The sequence below is a fragment of the Monoglobus pectinilyticus genome (assembly GCF_002874775.1).
Classification (GTDB): Bacteria; Bacillota; Clostridia; order Monoglobales; family Monoglobaceae; genus Monoglobus; species Monoglobus pectinilyticus.
Genome location: NZ_CP020991.1, coordinates 1,415,424 through 1,439,641, shown reverse-complemented (window position 1 = coordinate 1,439,641; position 24,218 = coordinate 1,415,424). Strand labels below are relative to the sequence as shown.

Annotated in this window: 21 protein-coding genes; 16 read left to right on the top strand and 5 right to left on the bottom strand. The window is 39.2% G+C overall.

Annotated elements, in window-relative coordinates; all coding sequences use genetic code 11:
* Positions 1-498: 498 nt before the first annotated feature.
* From ppdK to B9O19_RS06395, 3 genes are all read right to left on the bottom strand, one after another.
* Positions 499-3,120, bottom strand: a complete 2,622-nt coding sequence (ppdK, locus tag B9O19_RS06405) for a pyruvate, phosphate dikinase (RefSeq protein WP_102365634.1) — start codon at positions 3,118-3,120, stop codon at positions 499-501.
* Positions 3,121-3,220: 100 nt separating this feature from the next.
* A complete protein-coding gene (locus tag B9O19_RS06400; protein ID WP_102365633.1) occupies positions 3,221-3,652 on the bottom strand; it encodes a nucleoside deaminase in 432 nt (143 codons plus the stop codon).
* Positions 3,653-3,790: 138 nt separating this feature from the next.
* Positions 3,791-4,018: an HPr family phosphocarrier protein gene (locus tag B9O19_RS06395; protein WP_102365632.1), complete on the bottom strand. Its 228-nt coding sequence runs from the start codon at positions 4,016-4,018 to the stop codon at positions 3,791-3,793.
* Between the two features lie 153 nt (positions 4,019-4,171).
* On the opposite strand from B9O19_RS06395, the gene mtaB reads away from it, so the two are divergent.
* The 6 genes from mtaB (at position 4,172) to B9O19_RS06365 (ending at position 11,783) form a co-directional block, all read left to right on the top strand.
* On the top strand, positions 4,172-5,518 hold the full coding sequence (gene mtaB / locus B9O19_RS06390; RefSeq protein WP_102365631.1) for a tRNA (N(6)-L-threonylcarbamoyladenosine(37)-C(2))-methylthiotransferase MtaB: 1,347 nt from the start codon (positions 4,172-4,174) through the stop codon (positions 5,516-5,518).
* A gap of 48 nt (positions 5,519-5,566) precedes the next feature.
* Positions 5,567-7,447, top strand: coding sequence for an NAD(+) synthase (locus B9O19_RS06385; RefSeq protein WP_102365630.1), 1,881 nt, complete (start codon positions 5,567-5,569; stop codon positions 7,445-7,447).
* Positions 7,448-7,461: 14 nt separating this feature from the next.
* The gene (locus tag B9O19_RS06380; protein WP_102365629.1) at positions 7,462-8,196 is read left to right on the top strand and encodes a copper amine oxidase N-terminal domain-containing protein; all 735 of its coding nucleotides are present in this window, start codon (positions 7,462-7,464) and stop codon (positions 8,194-8,196) included.
* A 188-nt stretch (positions 8,197-8,384) separates the two neighbouring features.
* Positions 8,385-9,521, top strand: a complete 1,137-nt coding sequence (locus B9O19_RS06375; RefSeq protein ID WP_102365628.1) for an LCP family protein — start codon at positions 8,385-8,387, stop codon at positions 9,519-9,521.
* Between the two features lie 165 nt (positions 9,522-9,686).
* Positions 9,687-11,327: an RCC1 domain-containing protein gene (locus B9O19_RS06370; protein ID WP_102365627.1), complete on the top strand. Its 1,641-nt coding sequence runs from the start codon at positions 9,687-9,689 to the stop codon at positions 11,325-11,327.
* A gap of 15 nt (positions 11,328-11,342) precedes the next feature.
* Entirely contained in the window at positions 11,343-11,783 is a 441-nt protein-coding gene (locus tag B9O19_RS06365) for a hypothetical protein (RefSeq protein ID WP_102365626.1), read from the top strand.
* Positions 11,784-12,494: 711 nt separating this feature from the next.
* Here B9O19_RS06365 and B9O19_RS06360 read toward each other — a convergent pair.
* Positions 12,495-12,818: a helix-turn-helix domain-containing protein gene (locus B9O19_RS06360; protein ID WP_102365625.1), complete on the bottom strand. Its 324-nt coding sequence runs from the start codon at positions 12,816-12,818 to the stop codon at positions 12,495-12,497.
* A 234-nt stretch (positions 12,819-13,052) separates the two neighbouring features.
* Complete coding sequence (locus tag B9O19_RS06355) at positions 13,053-13,376, bottom strand: helix-turn-helix domain-containing protein (RefSeq protein ID WP_102365624.1); 324 nt, start codon at positions 13,374-13,376, stop codon at positions 13,053-13,055.
* Positions 13,377-13,558: 182 nt separating this feature from the next.
* Here B9O19_RS06355 and B9O19_RS06350 point away from each other — a divergent pair, with 182 nt between their 5' ends.
* From B9O19_RS06350 to B9O19_RS06305, 10 genes are all read left to right on the top strand, one after another.
* Positions 13,559-14,488 (top strand): ComEC/Rec2 family competence protein, encoded by a 930-nt coding sequence (locus B9O19_RS06350; protein ID WP_102365623.1) that lies wholly within the window; start codon positions 13,559-13,561, stop codon positions 14,486-14,488.
* 230 nt (positions 14,489-14,718) lie between these two features.
* On the top strand, positions 14,719-15,435 hold the full coding sequence (locus tag B9O19_RS06345) for a tRNA 2-thiocytidine biosynthesis TtcA family protein (RefSeq protein ID WP_102365622.1): 717 nt from the start codon (positions 14,719-14,721) through the stop codon (positions 15,433-15,435).
* Between the two features lie 68 nt (positions 15,436-15,503).
* A complete protein-coding gene (galU, locus tag B9O19_RS06340) occupies positions 15,504-16,382 on the top strand; it encodes a UTP--glucose-1-phosphate uridylyltransferase GalU (RefSeq protein WP_102365621.1) in 879 nt (292 codons plus the stop codon).
* Positions 16,383-16,384: 2 nt separating this feature from the next.
* The gene (locus B9O19_RS06335; RefSeq protein WP_102365620.1) at positions 16,385-17,185 is read left to right on the top strand and encodes an ABC transporter permease; all 801 of its coding nucleotides are present in this window, start codon (positions 16,385-16,387) and stop codon (positions 17,183-17,185) included.
* 308 nt (positions 17,186-17,493) lie between these two features.
* The gene (locus tag B9O19_RS06330; RefSeq protein ID WP_102365619.1) at positions 17,494-20,091 is read left to right on the top strand and encodes a cation-translocating P-type ATPase; all 2,598 of its coding nucleotides are present in this window, start codon (positions 17,494-17,496) and stop codon (positions 20,089-20,091) included.
* A gap of 146 nt (positions 20,092-20,237) precedes the next feature.
* Complete coding sequence (locus tag B9O19_RS06325) at positions 20,238-21,038, top strand: prolipoprotein diacylglyceryl transferase (protein WP_102365618.1); 801 nt, start codon at positions 20,238-20,240, stop codon at positions 21,036-21,038.
* 92 nt (positions 21,039-21,130) lie between these two features.
* Positions 21,131-21,514, top strand: coding sequence for a hypothetical protein (locus tag B9O19_RS06320; protein ID WP_102365617.1), 384 nt, complete (start codon positions 21,131-21,133; stop codon positions 21,512-21,514).
* A 253-nt stretch (positions 21,515-21,767) separates the two neighbouring features.
* On the top strand, positions 21,768-22,535 hold the full coding sequence (locus B9O19_RS06315; protein WP_407937704.1) for an amino acid ABC transporter substrate-binding protein: 768 nt from the start codon (positions 21,768-21,770) through the stop codon (positions 22,533-22,535).
* A 100-nt stretch (positions 22,536-22,635) separates the two neighbouring features.
* Entirely contained in the window at positions 22,636-23,286 is a 651-nt protein-coding gene (locus B9O19_RS06310) for an amino acid ABC transporter permease (protein WP_102365615.1), read from the top strand.
* Positions 23,287-23,296: 10 nt separating this feature from the next.
* Positions 23,297-24,073, top strand: a complete 777-nt coding sequence (locus B9O19_RS06305; RefSeq protein ID WP_102365614.1) for an amino acid ABC transporter ATP-binding protein — start codon at positions 23,297-23,299, stop codon at positions 24,071-24,073.
* Positions 24,074-24,218: the final 145 nt, after the last annotated feature.

The window sequence follows — 24,218 nt, the reverse complement described above, 5'->3', positions numbered from 1 at the left end:
ATATAAAAATGTGGTTTTGCAGGCATTGGAGGCGTAACCGAACTTGTAATGCGGAATCAAACCGACCCAATTTCACTATAAACACCTTTAATTTTTCTCTACAATTTATTGTAGTTTACCAAGAGGTGAGTTTTACAGAACTTCCTTTGTTTCACATACTGTGATTACAAAAACTTTAAACATAATTCATTATCTCAAATATTATTCAGTCCAAAAAATTATATTTATGAAAAGAATTTTAATATGATATATCAAGACATTTAACCAGAGCTTACTTTTATTTACTATACTCATATATTATCATTATATTTACCCGCTTATAAGCTGCACTGTCAGACTTACAGGCAGAAAAATACTTCAATTTAATATTATTTATCTGATATTCTCTAACGTATTTAATCATATTTATAAAATCATACTTTTGTTGACAAAAAACAAGCGTATTACTGCCGCCAGCAATACGCTTATTATGATTGAATTTATTTTTTAATGAAATAATTACTTATTATTTACTGCTGCATGAGCTGCCGCAAGCCTTGCTATTGGAACACGGAACGGTGAACATGATACATAGTTCAGACCAACTCTATGACAGAAATCAATAGTAGAAGGATCACCGCCATGTTCTCCGCATATACCTAATTTAATCTCAGGACGAGCTTCTCTGCCTGCCTCAGCCGCCATGCGAACCAGCTTACCAACACCTATTTGGTCGAGCTTAGCAAACGGATCGGATTCAAATATCTTCTTTTCATAATAGTCATTAAGGAATGCACCTGCGTCATCACGCGAGAATCCAAAAGTCATCTGCGTCAAGTCATTGGTTCCGAATGAGAAGAACTCAGCTTCTTTTGCAATTTCTCCAGCTGTTAAAGCTGCACGGGGAACTTCTATCATGGTTCCAACCTCAAAATCAAAGTCCATATTATTTTCTTCAAGAACCTTCTTTGCAGTTTCAACAACAAAACTCTTTACATATTTAAGTTCCTTAACTTCTCCAACCAACGGTATCATAATTTCAGGAACAACGTTTAATCCGTCTTTGTTGCAGGCTACAGCGGCTTCCATTATGGCACGTGCCTGCATCTCAGCGATTTCAGGATATGTTACGGCCAAACGGCATCCTCTGTGACCCAGCATTGGGTTGAATTCTTTAAGACCCTCAACAGTTGCCTTAAGGTCAGCAAATTCGAGTCCCATTTCCTTTGCCAAATCCTTTATTTCTTCATCTGTATGCGGAACAAACTCATGAAGCGGCGGGTCAAGCAGACGAACCGTCACAGGTCTGTCACCCATTACTCTGTACAGCTCTTCAAAATCTCCGCGCTGCATAGGTAAAAGTTTATCAAGAGCTGCCTTTCTTTGCTCAACAGTCTTTGACACTATCATTTCACGTATAGCGGCAATTCTGTCTTCAGCAAAGAACATATGTTCAGTACGGCAAAGGCCTATACCCTGAGCTCCGAACTCAACCGCATGTTTAGCGTCACGCGGAGTGTCAGCGTTTGTATAAACTTTAAGAGTTCTGATTTCATCAGCCCAGCCCATAAACGTTTCAAAATCACCTGCCAGCTTTGCTTCCTCTGTAGGGATTTGTCCAAGATAAACGTTACCTGTTGAGCCGTCAAGAGAAATATAGTCTCCTTCTGAAACTTTCGTATCATTCACATAGAAACAGCTGTTATCATAATCAACTTTAACATCACCGCAGCCGGCTACACAGCATGTACCCATTCCGCGGGCAACAACAGCAGCGTGACTTGTCATGCCGCCTCTTGAGGTCAAAATACCTTCAGCAGCGTCCATACCCTCAATATCCTCAGGCGACGTTTCCAAACGCACAAGAACAACCTTTTCGCCTCTTTGAACCGCTTCAACACAATCTTCAGCAGTAAAATAAACCTTACCGCAAGCAGCACCTGGTGACGCTGCAAGACCTTTTACAAACACATCAGCTTTTTTAAGTTCATCTTGAACAAATGTTGGATGAAGCAGGGAATCAAGCTGCTTTGGCTCAACCTTTAGAATAGCTTCCTCTTTGGTAAGCATACCCTCGTTAACCAAATCAACAGCTATTTTTATTGCAGAAGCTGCAGTTCTTTTACCATTACGGGTTTGAAGCATGTAGAGCTTTCCTTCTTCAATTGTATACTCCATATCCTGCATGTCTCTGTAATGGTTCTCCAATTTTGTTGCAATCTCTGTAAACTCTTTATATACCTCAGGCATATCGTTTTCAAGCTGAGCAATTGGGTTAGGTGTTCTTACACCTGCAACAACGTCTTCTCCCTGAGCGTTTATGAGATACTCTCCATACAGTTTTTTCTCTCCGGTGGATGGATTACGCGTAAACGCAACACCTGTACCGGAAGTCTCGCCCATGTTACCGAATACCATAGCCTGAACATTAACAGCAGTACCCCATGAATAAGGAATATCATTCATTCTTCTGTAAACATTAGCTCTCGGGTTATCCCATGAACGGAACACAGCTTTTATAGACTCTATCATCTGAACTTTTGGGTCCTGAGGGAAGTCTTCACCTTTTTCAGACTTATAGAACGCTTTGAACTTCTCAACCATTTCCTTGAGGTCTTCAGTTGAAAACTCGGTATCAAATGTGATACCTCTCTCCTCTTTCATCTCATCAATAATTTCTTCAAAACGTTTCTTTGAGAGTTCCATAACAACATCTGAGAACATCTGTATAAAACGGCGGTAACTGTCATAAGCGAACCTCTCATTATTTGTCTTCTTAGCAAGACCCTGAACAGCTATATCGTTTAATCCTAAATTTAATATTGTATCCATCATACCGGGCATTGACGCGCGCGCACCGCTTCTAACAGATACCAGGAATGGATTTTCTAAATCTCCAAACTTTTTTCCGACGATTTTTTCTGTCTCGGCCAAAGCCGCATATATTTGCTCTAAAATCTCATCAGATATTTTCTGTCCATCCTCGTAGTATTTTGTACACGCCTCTGTTGAAACCGTGAATCCCTGCGGAACCGGAAATCCCATTCTTGTCATTTCCGCCAAGTTAGCACCTTTGCCTCCGAGAATGTTTCTCATTGACGCGTCGCCTTCGCTGAAAAGGTATACATATTTTTTAGACATTTGTATTTTCTCCTTAAATTTAAGTTTTTTCTAACGTTATATTTTCACTAATTAAATTTTATTATCAAACTATCATTTTATCAGCTTTAAAACATATATATTATTTCCTCAGCTTATCAAAAAACTTTACCAAAGCTGATTTGCATTCTTCTTCCATTATACCGCAATAACATTCAGGCAATTTCAAACCCGGAACAAAATTCGACGCCATATAACCGTTTTCGATATCATAGGCGCCAAAAAACACGCGTCTTATTCTTGACTGAACGACAGCACCGGAACACATAATGCAAGGCTCCAGCGTAACATACATATCGCAGTCGTCAAGCCGCCAGTTATTAAGATAACGGCAAGCACTGTTAATAGCTGAAATCTCCGCATGACACAAAGCGTTCATGTACTTTTCCCTGGTGTTGTGGGCTTTTGCTATCACCACACCATTTTTTACAATCACGGCCCCTACCGGAATATCGCCCGAGGCTTCCGCCAAAGCAGCCTCATTGAGGGCAAGACGCATATATTCGTTTTCCAAACTAACCTCCGCGGCATATTTATACGCCAATATTAAAAATGACAGACACACCACAACCCGATAAAACCGCATACCCCGGAGGCTAATGAATACATCAGCCCCAAAATACGGTATCGGAAAACCTATTACAAATTAAAATTAAACAGTAAACGGCTTTATTTCATCAATAAATGAATCACAATCATCAGTCATAACCTCAACATCAATCGGCTTAGACAAATCAAGACTGAATATACCCATTATTGACTTAGCGTCAACAACGTATCTGCCTGAGATTAAGTCAACATCAAAATCATACTTTGAAACAATGTTTACAAAACTTTTTACATCGTTGATTGAAGCTAATGATACAGTAACCTTTTTCATTTCTCTCTACCTCCAATAAAATTGTTTTAACTTAATTTATTTTTATCCATTAAATTATATAATTTTATCTTGCATTAGTCAATCAAAAATACTATAATTATTGTATAATTTTCTTTAAAGATTTTTATGCAACATTTCCAGCATTTTCAAACAATGTGGCTAAAAATCTGTAAGACTTTCATTTTTCGAGAGGAAGTGACAAAAATTACAGTAAAATTTATTACACTAGGCTGTAAAACAAACATATACGAGAGCGAATCAATGGCTGAGCTGTTCAGAGAATCAGGATATGAAATAATAACCGATGACAACGCTCCTGCTGACGTCTGTGTTGTAAATACCTGTACAGTTACAGGCATGGGCGCAAGAAAATCAAGACAGCAGATACGCAGAGCAAAACGCCAAAACCCGAACGCCTTAATAGCTGTGACAGGGTGTTTTTCACAAACATCACCCGAAGAGGTCAGAGAACTTGGCGCTGATATAATAATCGGCAATAAAGGACGCTCAAAAATCGTTGAATTAGTTAAGGCTGCAGAACAAGGCAAAAAGGCAGATATTGTAGATAATATTCTAACCGAACACGAATATGAAGAACTTCCGGTCACTCATACTCAAAGCAGAGTCCGCGCCAATATCAAGATAGAGGATGGCTGCAATAACTTCTGTACTTACTGCATTATTCCATATGCTAGGGGGCCGGTGCGTTCCCGTAATATAGAAAAAATTGTCAGCGAAGCTGAGACCCTGGCTGAAAATGGGTATAAAGAAGTGGTATTGACCGGTATACATATCGGCTCATACGGCAAAGATTTAAACAATGGACTTAAACTTATAGATGTGATAGAATCTGTTAATAATGTAAAAGGCATAGAAAGAATACGTCTAGGTTCTATTGAGCCTGTAATTATCACACAGGATTTTGTCAGCCGTGCAAAGAACCTAACAAAACTCTGTCCTCAGTTTCATCTGTCCCTTCAAAGCGGTTCAAATGCAACTCTCAAACGTATGAACAGGCATTATACATCAGAAGAATTCAAAAAAGCTGTTGAACTTTTAAGAGAAAATATTCCTGACACATCAATAACAACTGATTTAATGGTAGGATTTTCGGGAGAAACACAAGATGAGTTTCTTGAATCTTATGAGTTCTGCAAATCCATTGGGTTTATGCAGATGCACATTTTTAAGTATTCTATCAGAGAGGGTACTGCCGCTGAAAAACTGCCTGACAGAATACGCGGCGAGATAAAAGAGGACCGCAGCCGGCAAATGATTGAACTGGCAGAGAATATGAAAGAAAAATTTTACAGAAAATATGAGGGAAAGATTGTTTCCATACTGGCAGAGCAGGAAAAAGAAGCTGGTATATATCATGGAACTACCCCGAATCACATGGACGTGTTATTTAATTGTCCTTCCCACAACATAGCAGGAGAGACGTTAAAAGCAAAACTCACAGAATATAAAAACGGGTTTATACATGGAGAATTACTATAAAGAAAGGATGCGTACTGAAGCCACGGCCTCAAGTACCTGGTAAAAACTATGAAAGACGGATTTATAAAAGTTGCCGCAGCCACACCGCGAATAAAAGTCGGAGATACAAACTTTAATGCTAAACAAATTATTGAAAATGTCAAAGAAGCCGCAAGTCACGGAGCAAAACTGATAACTTTCCCGGAACTATGTGTTACCGCATACACATGCGGCGACTTATTTATGCAGGACGCTTTGATTAAAAATGCTCTAAAATCTGTTTTTGAAATTGCTGACGCAACAGTAAATCTAGATATACTGATTGCCGTAGGACTTCCCCTAGCAATAGAAAGCAAACTTTATAATGCCGCGGCTATAATAAAAGACGGTGATATTCTCGGTTTTGTTACCAAAAGTCATCTTCCTAATTACTCAGAGTTTTATGAAGCACGGCACTTTAATACTTTAGATAGCAATACGACAGTCAGAATTGGATGTAAGGATTATTTTGCGGGTCCTAAATTGATATTCTGTGCGGAGTATCCCTCAGATTTTAAAGTAGGAGTTGAAATCTGTGAAGATTTGTGGGTAACAAATCCGCCTTCAGGTTACCTTTCTGAAAACGGGGCTTCTATAATTTTAAACCTCTCAGCCAGCGACGAGGTTATCTCAAAAGCTGAATACAGGAGAAAACTGGTTACTTCTCAGTCCGCCAGAGCGCTTTGCGGCTACGTATACGCGGACGCCGGAGACGGAGAATCGACAACTGATTTGGTCTTTTCCGGACATAATTTAATTGCCGAAAACGGTTCGTTGCTTACTGAATCTACACTGTTTAATAATGGAATCATATACTCAGATATAGACATAAACCGAATAATGCTGGAAAGACGAAAAATGACCACCTATACTGAGAAATTCGACAATGAGTATCAAAAAATTTACTTTTCTACAGCAGTAAACGATGCAGAACTTGAGCGGCGTTTTGACCCTCACCCGTTTGTTCCCAAAAATACTGCGGACCTAAATGAACGCTGTGAACTTATTTTCACAATGCAGGCTGAAGGTCTCAGAAAAAGACTTCAGCATATCGGCTGCAACACTGTTACAATAGGAATTTCGGGGGGGCTTGACAGCACCTTAGCGCTTTTGGTTGCCGCCAAAGCTTTTGAAATGCTCAGAATATCATTTCGCGGAATAAAAGCCGTAACTATGCCATGCTTTGGAACTACAGACAGGACTTACAACAACGCCAAAAAGTTGATTGAATATATCGGCGCTGAACTTGTGGAGATTCCAATAAACGAATCTGTCACTCAGCACTTAAAAGACATAGGCGCAGACATCAATAACCATAATACAACATATGAAAATGCGCAGGCTCGTGAGAGAACACAGGTTTTGATGGATTATTCCAACGAAACCGGCGGTATAGTCGTCGGTACAGGAGACCTCAGCGAGCTTGCATTAGGGTGGGCAACTTATAACGGAGACCACATGTCAATGTATGGAGTTAACGCCTCTATACCGAAAACATTGGTTAAATATCTTGTTAAGCATGTTGCTGATATAAGCGACCATAAACTTAAATTCACTTTGTATGATATATTAGAAACTCCGGTAAGCCCTGAGCTTCTTCCGTCTGAGGACGGCAATATATCACAGCAGACAGAAAGTTTGGTAGGCCCCTATGAACTGCACGACTTTTTCCTATTCTACTTTCTGCGCTTTGGTTTTACCAAATCCAAAATATACAGAATGGCTAAAGCCGCCTTTGACGGAACATATTCAGATAATATAATAAAAAAATGGCTTGATGTGTTCTATAAGCGTTTTTATCAAAACCAATTTAAACGCTCATGTCTGCCTGACGGCCCCAAAGTTGGAACCGTATCGCTGTCTCCTAGAGGTGACTGGAGAATGCCAAGCGACAGTGAAATAATATTTTAAACCGGAGAATAAAAATGAATATAAAAAATACAAGTCATAAGATTATCTCAATAATTACCGCCTTATTGCTGCTATTTTCATTATCAATACCCATATTGTCATTTGCGGAAACAAGTAATATTTCCGTCTATATTGACAATAAACGCGTCTCCTTTCAGGCAAATCCGTATATGGAAAACGACAGGGTAATGGTTCCTATGCGTAAAATTTTTGAGGAACTCGGAGCGGCTGTCACATGGGACGATGACACGCAAAGCGTAAGTGCGGTAAAAGGTCAAACCACGGCTATATTGGCAATCGGCTTAAATATAATGTATATAAACGGTGAACCGAACACTCTTGACAATCCACCCAATCTCGTATATGATACAACATTCGTGCCGCTCCGGGCAATTTCAGAAGCGTTGGGCTGTATTGTGGAATGGGAAAACGATAAAAATAGAGTAAACATTACTTCAGCGCCTTTAGATAATTCGGCAACGGTATTTTATCAAACCTATACAACAGTCCCTGATTTTGGAGCTTGTGTTGGTATCAGTCCAGTCTCGGTTTTGGAAAACGGAACCATATACAATTATTCAAAAACCGGGCTGGAGACAGGAGCTCAGGAAAAATACCGGTTAGTTATGACATCAAACGGATTTACTGTCTTAGAAAAAGAGAACTACTATATATATACCAAAGACAGCCTAACTGTTCTAGCCGGTTACATGGGAGATATATTCAGAATAGTTATACTTCCCCTCTAAATACTTTTATGAATATTTAGTTAACTATTAGATTGCTTTATTGACAAGCCCACAATATATGGTATAATTAGCATAGTATTTTTTGTCGAATAATGAACTCGAATTTTTATTTGATACTTGAATATATTTGAATAAGATATTTTCTGACCATAAAAATATAAAACACAAACATTACGAGGGGAATCTCAATGACAAGAAGATTTAAAGTTGTTGCTATTATAATTACTATAATAACTTTGTCCGTATCCACTTACTGCGGAGTTTTGGCGTCACAAAAACTTTCGGGCTTGTCGCTCGGAACAATTAGAAATTATTCATCTTTGGACGCGCTTGACGGAAATGTGGGTATGGTAAACGTTCTGCTTATAGGCGTAGACGACGGCGGTTACAGGAGCGATACTATAATGCTTGCCTCTCTTGACGGATACTCAAACCGAGTGAGCATATTATCAATCCCCCGTGACACAATGGTTACAATAAACGGCACTACGCAAAAAATAAACGCTACTATGGGTATAGTTCCGACCACGCCTACTGCAAGCCCTTCACCCAAACCGGAAAAGAACAGCGAGCCTACTCCGGAACCTACCCCTAAGCTTTCACAGGCTGAGCTTGACGCTCTTCCTTCAAAACTCAGCACAACAGAAGGTCACGAAGACCTACTGATAAACAAAGTAAAAAGTATAACTGGTCTGCCTGTTCATTATTTTGTAACAGTTGACTTTGACGGATTTATGGATGTTATCGAAGCCGTTGACGGAGTTGAATTCAACGTTCCTTATGACATGGATTATGACGACCCGGTGCAGGGGCTCCATATTCATCTTGAAGCAGGACAGCAGCATCTTACAGGACAGCTGGCTCACGATTTTGTCCGTTTCCGTCACAACAATGACGGTTCCGCTCCCGGTGAGTATGTAATGGGTGACGAGGGCAGAATGTATTGGCAGCAGCAGTTCTTAAAAGAACTTATAAAGCAAAAACTTAACGCACAGTATTTATCGAAAATTGATGATGTTTATGCAGTCTTCCAAAACAACGTCAGAACCAATCTGACTATGACAGAAATTATGAGAAACCTTAACGCTCTGATGAACGTCAATCTTGACGACATCACTTCATACCAGCTGCCCGGGGACTATGAATACACAAACAATCTTTGGTACTATGTACACAGCGAAAGAAAAACCGAAGAATTGGTAAATAATGTGTTCAGACCTCAAAGCCGTGAGGAATGGGAATCTTATCTCGAAAAACAAGCCGCCGAGTCTTCTCCTGAACCAGACAGCAGCAGTTCGCCCTCATCAGACGATAAGTCCGAATAACAAATATAAATTTAATATGGGATGTTGGATAGGTAAAAATCTCAACATCCCATTGTTTTATTTGCGGTAAAAGATTTATTTTAATCAAACCGGAACTAAGATGACGTTAAATCAGTCTAAATAAGAACAATAGAAATACTAAATATTTTATAAGGAGGAATTAAAATGAAAAGCATATCTAAACTAATCTGTCTTTTTTTAACTATGTCAATATTTATTACTATGTCCGGCTATGCGGCACAAAATCACACAGCATACATAAACGAAAATGGTGAGGTTATAGAGACCGGAATAGATATTATTGTTGACGGCGCAGCTCTGGATTTCAGCGGCGTTCACGAGCCTGTGATTATAGACGGACGAACCCTTATACCAATGCGCAAGCTGTTTGAAACACTGAACGCTGAAGTCTCATGGGATGAAAACGAGCATTCAATTACAGCGTCATCAAACGGCACCACAGTAAAATTGTTTATAGATAATTCTGTTATGTATGTTAACGGAGTATCTACTGTCCTGGACACAGCGCCGAGACTGATGAAATACAATGATAATTTTGACACAACAATGGTTCCTGTAAGGGCAGTATCAGAAAGTTTTTCATGCGATGTCAACTGGGATGAAGAAAATTATTCAGTCATAATCACTACTATACCCACAGAAACCACTGCACCGCAAACCGAGCCGCCAACCGCAACCGGCGCGCCAAATATCTCTGATAAAATCCAAACTCAAAACCGGGTTGCCGTTTACGGAGAGAATATTGCATTCATAAAAGATGACGGAAGCGTTTGGGTTAGCAGTAATGGAGAAACACCTGTTAAAATATCAGGAATTGAGAATGCTGCAGCCGTAGAATTGGGCAGAAATTTTGGTTATGCCCTGCTTCAAAACGGAACTGTCTATTCATGGGGAACATCAAACGACTACGGACAGCTTGGAAGAAATGATTCCATGCTTGATAATACGCCCGGTTTAATAGACGGACTGAAAGATATTATAAAAATAGGATCCGGCACATATTTCGGAATAGCGCTCAGCAGTGACGGAACATTATACACTTGGGGCAGAAACGATAAAGGACAGCTTGGAAACGGAACTACAACGGATTCTACAGTTCCTGTTTCCGTTTCAGAGACAAAATTTAAGGATGCAGCTGCCGGTTCAGGCCATGTGGCGGCAGTCAGCACAAACGGCACAGTATATACATGGGGGGAGAACGGCGAAGGGCAGTTAGGACGCGGCAGTGAATCCAGCAAATATTTAACCTCTCCGGGATATATTAAAACTATGTACGACATAGAATCGGTCTATGCGGGACCTAACTCGTCTGCGGCAATACGAAGTGACAAGAGCATATATATGTGGGGGACGACATATTTGGGTCAGCTGGGGAAAGATGAAAAACCAATTATATTAGATAACAACGAGGAAAATTTGGTAATCACTGACAGTGATGGATATTATAAGTATGACAAGCCGCGCAGAATGCGCTATTGTTATTGGGACATTGACGAAAGGGATTATAAAGGCGGAATAATAACAACTGCCGAAACAGTATCATGCGGAGAATATCAGACGGCCGCTTTATGCGGAGACAAATTGTATATGTGGGGAGACAGTCCAAAGCTCAGTCCGAAGCTTGATTCCCAGTTTGAGCATTTCTGTGCTCAGGAATATACAAGTCTTTCAGGAATTATTGGAATATACGCCGGAGACCAAAAGACTATGTACGCTTTAGACAATAACGGAACGCTTTGGAAGCTGACTTACAATGAAAAGCAGGAATTATTCAATTTAAACTAGATACAGGAGAAAAAGATGGGCAAATCTGCACTTAGAGGATTATTAGGCAGTATATCGGTTGTGGTATTTTTATATGCACTGCTAATATCCACTTATTTTAACTATAACTCAAGCAAGCTTATATTTGTCTCGGAATTTATATTTCCGTTAGGCTGTTCAGTCATAGCCGCACTGTTTATAGACAAAGAGAGGATGTCAAAATTCTTTATCTCTGCGGCGGTTTACGTTATAGCTTCTTTGGGGCTGGTTATAGGTTTAGAAAAATATGGGTTGCTTAAATACATATACAGAATATTCTATGGGATTTCAACCGATTCGCCATATGATGAACAAAGGTTTACTATTTTAATTATGGCCGGCGCCGCAGCTCTTTTGGGTATATTTATTGCGTGCGTCATAAGTATAGTGAATACTATTCGTATTAAGAAATTAATAGATAGTTTAGAAGTGAAGTGATTTTTAATGTGGAACAAGGCTGAAAAAAGACGTTATCCTTGATTTGGGAGAACGTCTTTTATATTTTATATTTTATATTTATATTTTGTATATGATCCCATATAAAATAATTTATTAATTTGCTTATTAAAAAACTATCTATATACTTTGTATATAACCCCATATAATATTTATTATTTTACTTATAATAGGTGTTTGAACCATTTCTTTTTATTTGAGTATTCATATTATTGACATTGCAGGTTATGGAAAAATAAGAACATATGTATAATACACACTTTCAAGGAAAGTGTGGTCACACTCGTAAGAAAAAGAAACGCTTCACCTGTGACCACACCTGAAAGGTGTGTGTAATAAAAAGTTACTTGTTTTAAATAACCTACAATGTCATTATTATGAATACTCAAATAAAAGAAAAAGTACTGCTCGCTTAGGTCGCCTAACGGCTCCAAAGGGCGCTCGCACCCCGCTCATTTCATCATGAAGCCATGCTTCATGATGAAAAAAGCCCTGTCTCTTTCCCGTTGACTTTGTAAACTACCGTGAAAATAGATATTTCGAGTTCTTGTTTATTTTCTCTATCAAAAACTGTTGCTTTGGCAAACATCGGTAGGGCGGCTGTGCCGCCGCGTGAGGTGCGCAGTTGCGGAATTGTATATATAATAAAATAAGACTTCCAAATTATATGAAAGTCTTATAAATCGTTACAATTTATTCTGTCATACCAATAACTAATCCCAATGCTTTTACTTTTTTCATAGGGGATAATTTTCTAAAATATTCGATGAGTTCGAGTTCCTCAGATGATAAACTCAAATTAGTCACTTCTTTTGCTGTATAACGTATATCTGTTCTATCAAGCAGATAGTCTGCTGAAACATTTAAAATATCACACAACTTTATAAAGGTTTCAATGGAAGGTGCTGCCTCTCCGTTTTCATAGAGACTTATAGACTTCTGTGTTATTCCTAATTTTGTACTTAAATTTTCTTGTGTTAAATTTTTTTCTTCCCTTATTTTGCGTAAATTATCCATTAGTCGTCACCTTAGCCATTATTTATATTTTTTATTATACAAAAAACAACTGATAAGTCAAGAGGTATAATATATGCAATTGAATTTTAGCTACTATATTCCTATGATTAAAAGTTTTAAGTGAACTAAAACTGTCATTTCCCGAATAAACTTATAGCACTATTTATAGTTGCTTTTGGCAAACATCGGTAGGGCGCATTTATGCGCCGCGTGAGGTACGCAGTCGCGGAAATGTTAATATTTTTTATTATTGTCCTTATAACTTTCTATTAGATTAATTATTAATTCTGTATCCTTTTCATTTAGTTTTTTTATTCCTTTTATTATTTTATGTATTTTTTCAGGATACTTTATATTTTCATTAAAAAATTCATATGGCGTTATTCCAAAATATCTGCATATTTCAAAAAATTCACTCATTGACGGCATCGCTTTTCCTGATGTTATATGATTTATATATCCTTCCGAACGTCCCATATCTAAACTCATACATCTTTCTGATATGTTTTTTCTCATCCTCAGTTCTGTTATTCTTTCCCTTATATATTCTTCATACATCTTTGTTCTCCACTCTCTCTAATTTTTTTTTTATTTTTAAATTTTACCCTTAAATTTAACTTGTACTTATATTAGTATAACTAATATACTTGTCTGTTTCAGATGTACTACTTATACTTACAGAATTAGAACTTGTATTTTGCAAAACGAATATAATAATCTGAATAGAATAGGTGATAGAATTGAAAAAACGTATAGCAGGTGTATTAGCTATAATATCTTTAATAATTTTTATATTTGTAATAAATAATTATACACAGGCACGTTGGGATAAATTGCTTAATAATATAGAAAACACTCCTTCACCAACAGCTAGTGTTATGGAAAACATTCCTTTAGCGACTAATAGCATCATGGAAAATGTAACAGTTCATTTTATTGATGTCGGTCAGGGCGATTGTATATTTATTCAATTGCCTAATAACGAAACTGCTTTAATAGACGCCGGTAGTATTGATGACGGAAAAACAATTGTAGATTATATAAATAGCTGCGGCTATAACTATATAAATTACCTTATCGCTACTCACCCCCACGCCGACCATATCGGAGGTATGCCATATATAATTGAAAATTTGTCTATAGGAAAAATGTATATGCCTGAAAAAGCACATACAACCAAAACGTTTGAGAACATGCTTATTGCTATAGAAAATAAAAATGTTCCGGTTACAAAAGCCGAAAAAGGTGTCATTATTTTAAATGATGAAAAACTTAATATAAATATTCTTTCTCCGGTTAAAGACTACTATTCTGATTTAAATAATTATTCTGCAGTAATCAAAGTGGTATATGGAGACGTATCATTTTTATTTATGGGAGACGGAGAGAAAGAAGTGGAAAACGACATTTTAAATGATAATATAAAAGCAGATATATTAAAAGTTGGTCATCATGGGTCCAATACTTCATCAACTTCTCAATTTCTAAATACAGTAAAACCACGATATGCAATTATCTCATGCGGGTTAAACAATAAATACAATTTGCCGGACGATGATGTGATTTATTCTCTAGTCGACATTGGAACAGACGTCTGCCGAACAGACCGAGACGGCACAATAATTATATTTACAGATGGACAAAATATTTTTGTGTCAAAAGAAAAATAAAAAGTTTTGGTACTACAATCCTATAACTTTTGAAATTAAAGAAGTTTTGGTACTACAATCCCAAAACTTTTGAAATTAAAGAAGTTTTAGTATTATAATTACTAAAACTTCTTGGGTTAAAAACAATTTATTATTGCTTTATTCGGCTGAATGTGGTACAATTACTACCAGCTTATATTTTGTGTCTCAGCCAAAAATCTGAGACATTACGTTGAGGAGATTATTCCGGTATGAGAAAGATTTTAAGCCGTACGCGGCGGGCTGTGGACGACTATCATATGATTGCCGAAGGTGATAAAATAGCCGTCGGCGTATCAGGAGGCAAGGACAGCCTGACGCTTCTCTGCGCTCTTGCTGAACTGCGGCGGTTTTATCCTAATAAGTTTGATATTTTGGCGCTGTCCATTGATATGGGCTTTGACGGCACCGACTTTTCAAAGGTGCAGGAACTCTGTGAAAAAATCGGCGTGGAATACATAATAGAAAAAACCGATATTGCCGAAGTGGTATTTGATATAAGAAAAGAATCCAATCCCTGTTCTCTCTGCGCCAAAATGCGGCGCGGCGGAGTTAATGATTTGGCAGTGAAAAATGGCTGCAATAAAGTTGCGCTCGGGCACCATAACGAGGACGTTCTCGAAACATTTTTTCTGTCTCTGTTTTACGAGGGGCGTTTGGGCTGCTTTTCTCCTGTCACCTATCTTTCAAGAAAAGACATACATGTTATCCGTCCTCTTATCTATGTGGCTGAGGGCGATATAAAGGGATACGCCAACCGCGCGGAGCTTCCTGTGGTTTATAATCCCTGTCCCATGGACGGAAAATCGAAACGTCAGGACATGAAAGAGTTTATCAACAGCGGACAGAAGAATGATAAGTTTTTTAAGAAAAAGATACTTAATGCAATTCAGACAGGACTGCCGGCATGGCAAAAACTCAATAACTAATAATCAAATTGGAATTTGGAAAAACATATAAATTTTTTATTTTTAAAGAGATTAGGAGATGTTTTAACATGGCAAATATAAAAAGAGTTAGAAAAGCGGTTATTCCGGCAGCAGGGTGGGGAACCAGATTTCTTCCGGCTACCAAATCAATGCCGAAAGAGATGCTTCCGATTGTTGATACTCCAACAATACAATATATCGTTGAGGAGGCTGTTAACTCAGGAATTGAGCAGATATGCCTGATTACCAGCCACACCAAAAAGGCAATCGAAGACCATTTTGACAGGACTTTGGAGCTCGAAGCCCTGCTTGAAAAAGGCGGAAAAACCGAGTACCTAAATCAAATCAAATCAATTGCCGATATGGTTGAAGTTGTCGCAGTGCGCCAAAAGGAAGCTAAAGGTCTAGGGCACGCTGTTCTATGCGCTAAATCGTTTGTCGGCGACGAGCCGTTTGCTGTGCTTTTAGGAGACGACGTTGTCTATAACGACGGCACTCCATGCTTGAAACAACTTATTGACGTATATAACGAAAAAGGCGGAAGCGTTTTGGGCGTTCAGACCGTTCCGCATGAAAATATCTGCAAATATGGCTGTGTTGACGGCGAGAAACTGGGTGACAGACTGTACTCTGTCAAAGACATGATAGAGAAGCCGAAGCCTGAGGAAGCGCCGACGGATGTGGGCGTTCTCGGAAGATATGTTATCACTCCTGAGATTTTTGAAAAACTTGAGACAACAAAGCCGGGCGCAGGCGGTGAGATTCAGCTTACCGACGCGCTGAAGGCTTTAGCCAAGGAACAGGCTATGTATGCGTACGATTTTGTCGGTCGAAGATACGATGTTGGCGACCGTTTGGGATTTTTGGAAGCGACGGTTGAATATGCTCTGCGCCGTGAGGATTTAAGCGGTCAGTTTAAGTCTTATCTGAAAGGTTTGGAGCTGTAAAGGTGTCCGTCAAAAAATTTCATTCGTCTATATTTAACCGAGATAAGATTCTTAACATATTTGAACTTGCTAAAAATGATTTCAGGTCAAAGTACGCCGGGAGTGTTCTCGGCGTGCTTTGGGCTTTTATATATCCTTGTTTAACAGTCGTTCTTTACTGGTTTGTATTTCAGGTTGCATTAAAAAGCAAGACCGACGACAATGTTCCATATGTGCTTTGGCTAGTGTCGGCTTTGGTGCCATACCTGTTTTTTTGCGATGGTCTTGGCGGCTGTGCCTCAGCTCTGACTGATTATTCATATCTAGTAAAAAAAGTACGGTTTGACGTCAGTGTTTTGCCGGCTGTCAGACTTATATCAGCATTTTTTATACACGCCGTGTTTATACTGCTTCTGCTTGTTACAGCTTTGGCTTTCGGATATTTTCCAAAGATCGGGAATGTATGGCTGATATATTATGTTCTGTCTGAATCCATATTCCTTTTGGTACTGGGATATTTGCTGTCGGCTTTGACGGTGTTTTTCAAAGATATAAAAAATATTATTTCTGTTTTGACTCAGATTGGTTATTGGCTGACCCCTTTGTTTTGGAGCTCCGACAGTTTAACCCCTTGGATCAGAAATTTAATTTTTATTATAAACCCTGTCTCATATATAAGCGAGGGTTTCAGAAACGCAGTCCTATATGGAGGAACTCCGGTTGTATGGTACACCATTTACTTTTGGGGATTAGTCATTGTTCTAGACTGTTCTGCAAAATTTATATTCGGTCGGTGCCGCAGCAGTTTCTCAGATTATATATGATACAGATGCCGTATGTCATGGACTGACGTATCTTTTCGATATGCAGAATATTAAGAAGAAAAATAAAATTTTGTAAAAATACTTGACAAATATAAAATTTGGTAGTAAAATGTAGTCAATAAAGGGGAGTAGCGGTCTGTGCTTTCAGCATAGGCGTGCGGTGTCGTCAATACGACTGTAAATCGGTCCGTGCCGCACTTGGGCTAATGAATATTTCGCCAACAGCAAGACTTTTATTACACTAATGTTGTGTAATAGAGGTCTTTTTTTATTTGCACAACATAAAATTTTATATGGAGGAATGTTATATGAGGTTTTTTGAGATGACATCCGGCGCCGTCCTTGAAAACTTGCGGACAAGTGAAAAGGGTCTGACGCAGGAAAAAGCCAGGGAGAGGCTTTTGAAAAACGGTCCGAATGAAATTAAAGAAGAAAAGAAAAAAAATGTATTAGAGGTCTTCTTCTCCCAGTTTGAAGACTTGCTGGTAATTATTCTGCTTGTATGCTCAGCCGTTTCTATACTCACCGGCAACGGCGACAGCGCCGCTGTTATTCTTCTTGTTATAGTGATGAACAGTATAATAGGAACGGTGGAGCACTTTAAAGCTGAAAAGTCCCTGGCTGCGCTGAAAAATATGTCTGCTCCCCACGCAAAAGTAATAAGGGACGGAAATGTCTGTGAAATCCCTGCCCGAGAGGTCGTAAAAGGGGACATACTTATTCTGGAAGCCGGCGCTGTCGCGTCTGCCGATGGAAGAGTTATAAAAGCCGCCGGTTTGCTTGTTAACGAAAGTTCTCTGACCGGAGAGAGCGACAGCGTTCTCAAATCAGACAAGGTTTTGGACTCTGATGGTAAAGAAATAGTTTTGGGAGACCGTGTGAACATGGTTTATTCAGGTTCTCTTGTCACAGGAGGACGCGGTGTTGTGGTGGTAACCGCTACCGGTATGGAAACTGAAATAGGCAATATAGCGACCATGATAAACAAGGCGGAGTCAAAGAAGACGCCGCTCCAGAAGAGCTTAGAAAACTTTTCTAAAAAACTTACAATTGCAATTGTTATCATATGTCTGGCGGTTATGGCACTGTCAATTCTGCGCGGCGAAGAAATTCTCGACGCTATGATGTTTGCCGTGGCTCTTGCTGTTGCCGCAATACCTGAGGCGTTAAGTTCAATAGTAACAATCTCGCTTGCTATAGGAACTCAAAAAATGGCTAAGCAGAATGCCATTATCAGAGACTTGAAGGCAGTTGAGGGACTGGGATGCGTCAGCGTTATATGCTCTGACAAAACGGGAACTTTAACTCAAAATAAAATGAAGGTCAGAGAAATTTACAGAGATGGAGTCAGCCACCCGGCTGAGCGTTTTGACAGTAATGACAATCTTATTCTCCCGATGCTTTTGTGTAATGACGCAGCTTTCTCTGCCGACGGTGAATCTATCGGTGATCCGACAGAAACAGCTTTGATCGAGTTTTTCGGTAAGGAACGATGCGACAAAGTACGTTCCGCATATCCGAGGCTGGCAGAAATCCCATTTGACAGTGACAGGAAGCTGATGAGCACCCTACACAAAATAAATGGAAAGCCCACTATGCTGACAAAAGGCGCGATTGATAATTTTCTTGACCGGCTGACATCAATTGAAGTAAACGGACGCGTACGCGATATAACCAACGAGGACAAAAAAGAAATAGTACATATGAACGTCTTCTACTCTGAGCGCGGAATGCGCGTATTATGTTTTGCAAAACGTGAGTTTAGCAATAAAACAGATATTAATGAAAATGATGAAAATAAATACACATTTATTGGATTATGTGCAATGACCGACCCGCCCAGAGAGGAAAGCAAAGCGGCTGTAGCCGATTGTATCAGCGCCGGAATAAAGCCGGTCATGATTACCGGAGACCATAAGATGACAGCTATTGCAGTTGCGCGTGAGGTTGGGATTTTTAAAGACGGTGATTTGGCTCTGGACGGGGCAGAACTTGAAATGATAAGTGACAGCGAACTTTCGGAAATGCTGCCTAAGGTCAGTGTATATGCAAGGGTCAGCCCGGCACACAAGATAAGAATAGTAACACTGTGGCAGGAATTGGGACACATAGTTGCGATGACCGGCGACGGGGTAAACGACGCACCTGCATTAAAGAAGGCTGACGTTGGCGTAGCTATGGGAATAACCGGAACAGAGGTAAGCAAGGACGCTGCTTCAATGGTTTTGGCGGACGACAATTTTGCTACTATTGTCAGGTCGGTTGCCAGCGGCAGAAGCATATACACTAATATAAAAAACAGTATCATGTTTCTTTTAACAGGTAACCTTGCAGGAATAATAGCCGTATTGTACTGCGTAATAATGGGGCTGTCCGCTCCGTTTACGGCCGTTCAGCTATTATTTATAAACCTTTTAACAGATTCACTTCCGGCAATAGCTATAAGTATGGAAAAACCAGACAGAAACCTGCTTAATGAAAAACCCAGAGGAATAAACGACAGCATACTAGACAAAAAGATGATTATAAACACAAGTTTTATAGGGATTCTTATATCTATTTCAACAATAGCGGCGTATTATATAGGGCTGGAACATGGAGCAGAAACAGCCGGAACAATGGCTTTCAGCGCTCTGTGTCTGGGTAGGCTCTTCCACTGCTTTAACTGCCGCGGAAGCAAGCCCATAAACGTTCTTGGATTCGGTTCGAACCCATTTAGTATAGTGGCGTTTGCCGCCGGAGTATGTTTCCTCAGCGCCGTATTGTTTTTTACACCTATCCATGATTTGTTCTCTATTTCACTGCTAGGACCGTCAATGATAGTCGAAATAATATTTTTCGCAGTATTGCCAACTGTGATAATTCAAATATATAAAAACATAAGATACTTTTTAGGCAACAGATAATGATTGCAAAATATAGAGAATTATGATATAATCTCTATAAGCTGGAAGCCGGACAGATATTTAACCGCTGTCCGGCTTTTATTCTTTGATATGAAAAACAAAAATCTGCAGACAGCTTATATAAACCATTTATTTGGGAGAGTAAAATGATATCAGAAATCATAATTTGGGGCAAAACAATTCCTATGTATGGCGTTTTGGGAGTAACCGGAGCGCTGCTCGGCATGCTGTATATACTGCTCATGGCTCCGAAATTCGGAGCAGACAGGGAAAACTCCGTTTATATCTATGTTCTTGGCGCCGTTGGGGCAATGGCCGGCGCAAAATTGCTTTTTATTTTAGTTGAAATCCCGGATATACTGCGCGCATTAGAATCAGGAATTTCGAATCCATCTGAAATTATTTGGTCGCTGGCAAACGGTGGTATGGTGTTTTACGGCGGATTACTCGGAGGAATATCAGCGGCTTGGTGGTGTTCCAAAATTATTAAAACTAAGTTAACAGACTATTTGGTTTTATTGGTTCCCGCTCTTGCGCTGGCACACTCGATAGCAAGAATCGGCTGTTTTTCGGCCGGCTGCTGTTATGGTATTGAGACAACATCATGGATTGGCTATACATATACTAACTCGCTTGTGGCTCCAAACGGTATTCCTCTTCTGCCTATACAGCTGATAGAAGCATTTTGCGTATTTTTGATTTTTATTTTTTTAGTTTGGTACACTTCATCACCTAAACGAGAACCTTATACTTTGGCAATGTATATTATATTATATGCGCCGATAAGGTTTATCCTGGAATTTTTTAGAGGTGACAGTCACAGAGGTTTTATGCTCGGTCTTTCTACTTCTCAATGGATAAGCGCAGCTCTGTTCATCATAACCGTGATGTGGCTTATAAGAAAAACCAATGTTTGTCACTGGTTTTCAAAAAAACATCTAGATTGACATTTTATAGAAAATGTGATAATATGTAACATATTTTGCAAACTGTATCAAAAGTAAGATAAATTAAAATTTAATAAGGGAGAGGATTTTAAATGGCGGACAATTACAATCCTAACAACGGCGCTCCGAATAATTATGGATACCAAAATAATAACTATCAAAACAATGGTTATCAAAACAACGGATATAATAATTATCCCCAGTATGAACCCGGAAAGGGTCAGGCTATTGCAAGTATGGTACTCGGTATTGTGGGTATTGTATTTTGGTGGTTTGGCTATTCTGCATTTGTTTCAGTAGTTTTGGGGATTATTGGTATTATTTTAGCGGCAATGTCAAAGGGAGCCGGATATTACGGAGGTATCAGAACAGCGGGTTTTGTGCTTTCGTTGATTTGTGTTATAGTAGGAGCTATTATTTTCTGTGCCTGCGTTATCGCTTGTGCTGGTATAGGCTGCGCCGCGGCGTTCAGCTAAATATTGTTCAATATATTTTTAAGCCGCCTGTCTTAAAGGATAACACCTATAAGTCAGGCGTTTTTTTACTCTCGATATCGTAAAATCAATTTGTTTTGACTGCTAGTTTATCTTGACTTTTTATGCTGTTTATGATAATATCTTCCTATAAAACAGATTGGACTTCTGCATGAATAATCAGTCGTCCAAAATTAACAGGGGGTTATAAGTTATGAAGTTAAAAAAGCTGGTAGCATTTATTCTTGCCGGTGTAATGGCAGCGGCTCTGTTGTCCGCCTGCGGAAACAGTCCTAGCGGCAATCAGCAAGACGCTGCAAAAACAACGTTTACAGTTGGGTTTGACCAAGATTTTCCGCCTTACGGTTATGTAGGAGATGACGGTCAGTTTACAGGATTTGATATTGAAATGGCAACAGAATGCGCTAAGCGCATGGGTCTTGAAATAAAGCTCCAGCCTGTTGACTGGGATTCTAAGGATTTGGAACTTTCTTCAGGTTCTATAGACTGCATCTGGAACGGATTCACAATGACCGGACGTGAAGATGATTACACATGGACAGAGCCTTATATGGATAATAGCCAGGTGTTTGTTGTTAAGAAGGATTCTGGAATTACAAAGGTAGCCGATTTAAAAGATAAAGTTGTTACTGCGCAAGCTGATTCAGCGGCGCTTAATGCTTTAAACGATGAGGAGCATGCTGATACAAAAGCGCTTTTCTCTAAGCTTTTAACCTGCCAGCAGTATAATTCCGCTTTTATGGATCTTGAAGCCGGAGCGGTAGATTCTGTGGCAATGGATATCGGAGTTGCCAAGTATCAAATTCAGGGCAAGGAAGACCAATATGTTATACTTGACGAGCCTATACTCGAAGAGCAGTATGGCGTTGGGTTCTTTAAAGGCAATACTGAACTGCGTGACAAGGTTCAGAATACTTTAAAAGAAATGGTAAAAGACGGCTTCTTTGCAGAACTTTCAGATAAATACTTTGGATATGATGTATGTATCTTGAAAGCGGATTAAGTATTTTTAAAAATTTAAGATAAAAATAAAGGGCTTTGCTCTATAACAAATTCGGCAATCAATAAATTGGTTGCCGAAAATTTTTGAACGGGGTATAGATATGGATTTAATGACAATGTTAAAGGAACTTTGCGGCGGAATGCTGACGTCCGTTGAAATATTTTGTCTTACTCTAATATTTTCGCTTCCTCTTGGACTGCTTATATCTTTCGGGCGCATGTCTAAGCATAAAATCATCAGTTTTATTTTCAAGATTTACATATCAATCATGCGCGGCACTCCGCTTATGCTTCAGCTTCTTGTAGTATACTTCGGGCCATACTTTATATTTGGAATTCAAATCAGCAACACTTACCGTTTTGTAGCGGTAATTATTGGTTTCGCTTTGAACTATGCCGCATACTTTGCAGAAATATACAGAAGCGGTATTGAAGCCATGCCAAAGGGACAGTATGAAGCTGCTGAAGTTTTGGGGTATTCAAAAGTACAGACGTTTTTTAAGATAATTTTTCCGCAGGTAATAAAGCGTATAATTCCTCCTATAACCAATGAAGTTATAACACTGGTAAAAGATACGTCTCTTGCGTTCGCGCTGGCTGTGACCGAAATGTTTACAGTGGCAAAAGCGATTGCAGCCAACCAAAAGACGATGACAGCATTTATAGCGGCTGCAATTTTCTATTATGTATTCAATCTGCTGGTAGCTTTCATAATGGAAAAGGTAGAGAAAAAACTGGCGTACTACAGATAGGGGTGAGAATATGAATGGTGAAAAGGAAAAGATATTTGAGATAAAAAACGCAAAAAAGTCTTTTGGCAAGACCGAGGTGTTGAAGGATATATCCGTTTCTGTGGAAAATGGGGACGTTTTAGCGATAATTGGGCCGTCAGGCTCAGGAAAATCAACACTGCTCAGGTGCGCAACATTACTTGAAAAGCTGGACGGCGGTGAAATGAGATACCAGGATTTGCAAGTGACAAAAAATGACGAAAACGGGAACGCTGTCTACGCCGATAAAGCGGCTTTAAAAAAGGCCCGTTCATATTTCGGATTGGTGTTTCAGAACTTTAATTTGTTTCCTCACTACTCTGTGTTAAAGAATATTATGGACGCACCTTTACATGTACAAAAGCGGGATAAGGCTGAGGTCCAAGCTGAAGCTGCAGAACTTTTGAGAAAAATGGGGCTTTCAGACAAAGGCGACGCGTATCCGTATCAATTATCAGGAGGGCAGCAGCAGAGAGTTTCTATAGCTCGGGCTTTGGCTACAAACCCGAAAGTATTGTTTTTTGACGAGCCCACATCTGCACTTGACCCGGAGCTGACCGGAGACATATTAAAAACGATAAGAAGCCTGGCCGCCGAACGAAAAACAATGGTTATTGTAACCCATGAAATAGAGTTTGCACGAAACGTGGCTGACAAAGTAGTTTTCATGGCTGACGGTGTTATTATTGAGGAAGGTCCGCCGGAGCAGGTAATCGGCAATCCAAAAAATGAGCGTACAAGAATGTTTTTAAATAAACTAAGCAGATAAAATAATTTATCTTGAATCGAATTTGCTGGTTTTGACGATATTCATACAGTCACAAATTCCACTTTTTATATAAGTAATATTTTTTTTAGTTTAGTACGAAAGCAACAATAATGTTGTCTAAAAATTAATGTCCTGTATAAAGAAA

Coding starts and splice junctions, on each gene's coding strand:
- ppdK (WP_102365634.1), bottom strand. CDS start 3,120: ATGTCTAAAAAATATGTATACCTTTTCAGCGAAGGCGACGCGTCAATG.
- B9O19_RS06395 (WP_102365632.1), bottom strand. CDS start 4,018: ATGAAAAAGGTTACTGTATCATTAGCTTCAATCAACGATGTAAAAAGT.
- mtaB (WP_102365631.1), top strand. CDS start 4,172: ATGTGGCTAAAAATCTGTAAGACTTTCATTTTTCGAGAGGAAGTGACA.
- B9O19_RS06385 (WP_102365630.1), top strand. CDS start 5,567: ATGAAAGACGGATTTATAAAAGTTGCCGCAGCCACACCGCGAATAAAA.
- B9O19_RS06380 (WP_102365629.1), top strand. CDS start 7,462: ATGAATATAAAAAATACAAGTCATAAGATTATCTCAATAATTACCGCC.
- B9O19_RS06375 (WP_102365628.1), top strand. CDS start 8,385: ATGACAAGAAGATTTAAAGTTGTTGCTATTATAATTACTATAATAACT.
- B9O19_RS06370 (WP_102365627.1), top strand. CDS start 9,687: ATGAAAAGCATATCTAAACTAATCTGTCTTTTTTTAACTATGTCAATA.
- B9O19_RS06365 (WP_102365626.1), top strand. CDS start 11,343: ATGGGCAAATCTGCACTTAGAGGATTATTAGGCAGTATATCGGTTGTG.
- B9O19_RS06360 (WP_102365625.1), bottom strand. CDS start 12,818: ATGGATAATTTACGCAAAATAAGGGAAGAAAAAAATTTAACACAAGAA.
- B9O19_RS06355 (WP_102365624.1), bottom strand. CDS start 13,376: ATGTATGAAGAATATATAAGGGAAAGAATAACAGAACTGAGGATGAGA.
- B9O19_RS06345 (WP_102365622.1), top strand. CDS start 14,719: ATGAGAAAGATTTTAAGCCGTACGCGGCGGGCTGTGGACGACTATCAT.
- galU (WP_102365621.1), top strand. CDS start 15,504: ATGGCAAATATAAAAAGAGTTAGAAAAGCGGTTATTCCGGCAGCAGGG.
- B9O19_RS06330 (WP_102365619.1), top strand. CDS start 17,494: ATGAGGTTTTTTGAGATGACATCCGGCGCCGTCCTTGAAAACTTGCGG.
- B9O19_RS06325 (WP_102365618.1), top strand. CDS start 20,238: ATGATATCAGAAATCATAATTTGGGGCAAAACAATTCCTATGTATGGC.
- B9O19_RS06320 (WP_102365617.1), top strand. CDS start 21,131: ATGGCGGACAATTACAATCCTAACAACGGCGCTCCGAATAATTATGGA.
- B9O19_RS06315 (WP_407937704.1), top strand. CDS start 21,768: ATGGCAGCGGCTCTGTTGTCCGCCTGCGGAAACAGTCCTAGCGGCAAT.
- B9O19_RS06310 (WP_102365615.1), top strand. CDS start 22,636: ATGGATTTAATGACAATGTTAAAGGAACTTTGCGGCGGAATGCTGACG.
- B9O19_RS06305 (WP_102365614.1), top strand. CDS start 23,297: ATGAATGGTGAAAAGGAAAAGATATTTGAGATAAAAAACGCAAAAAAG.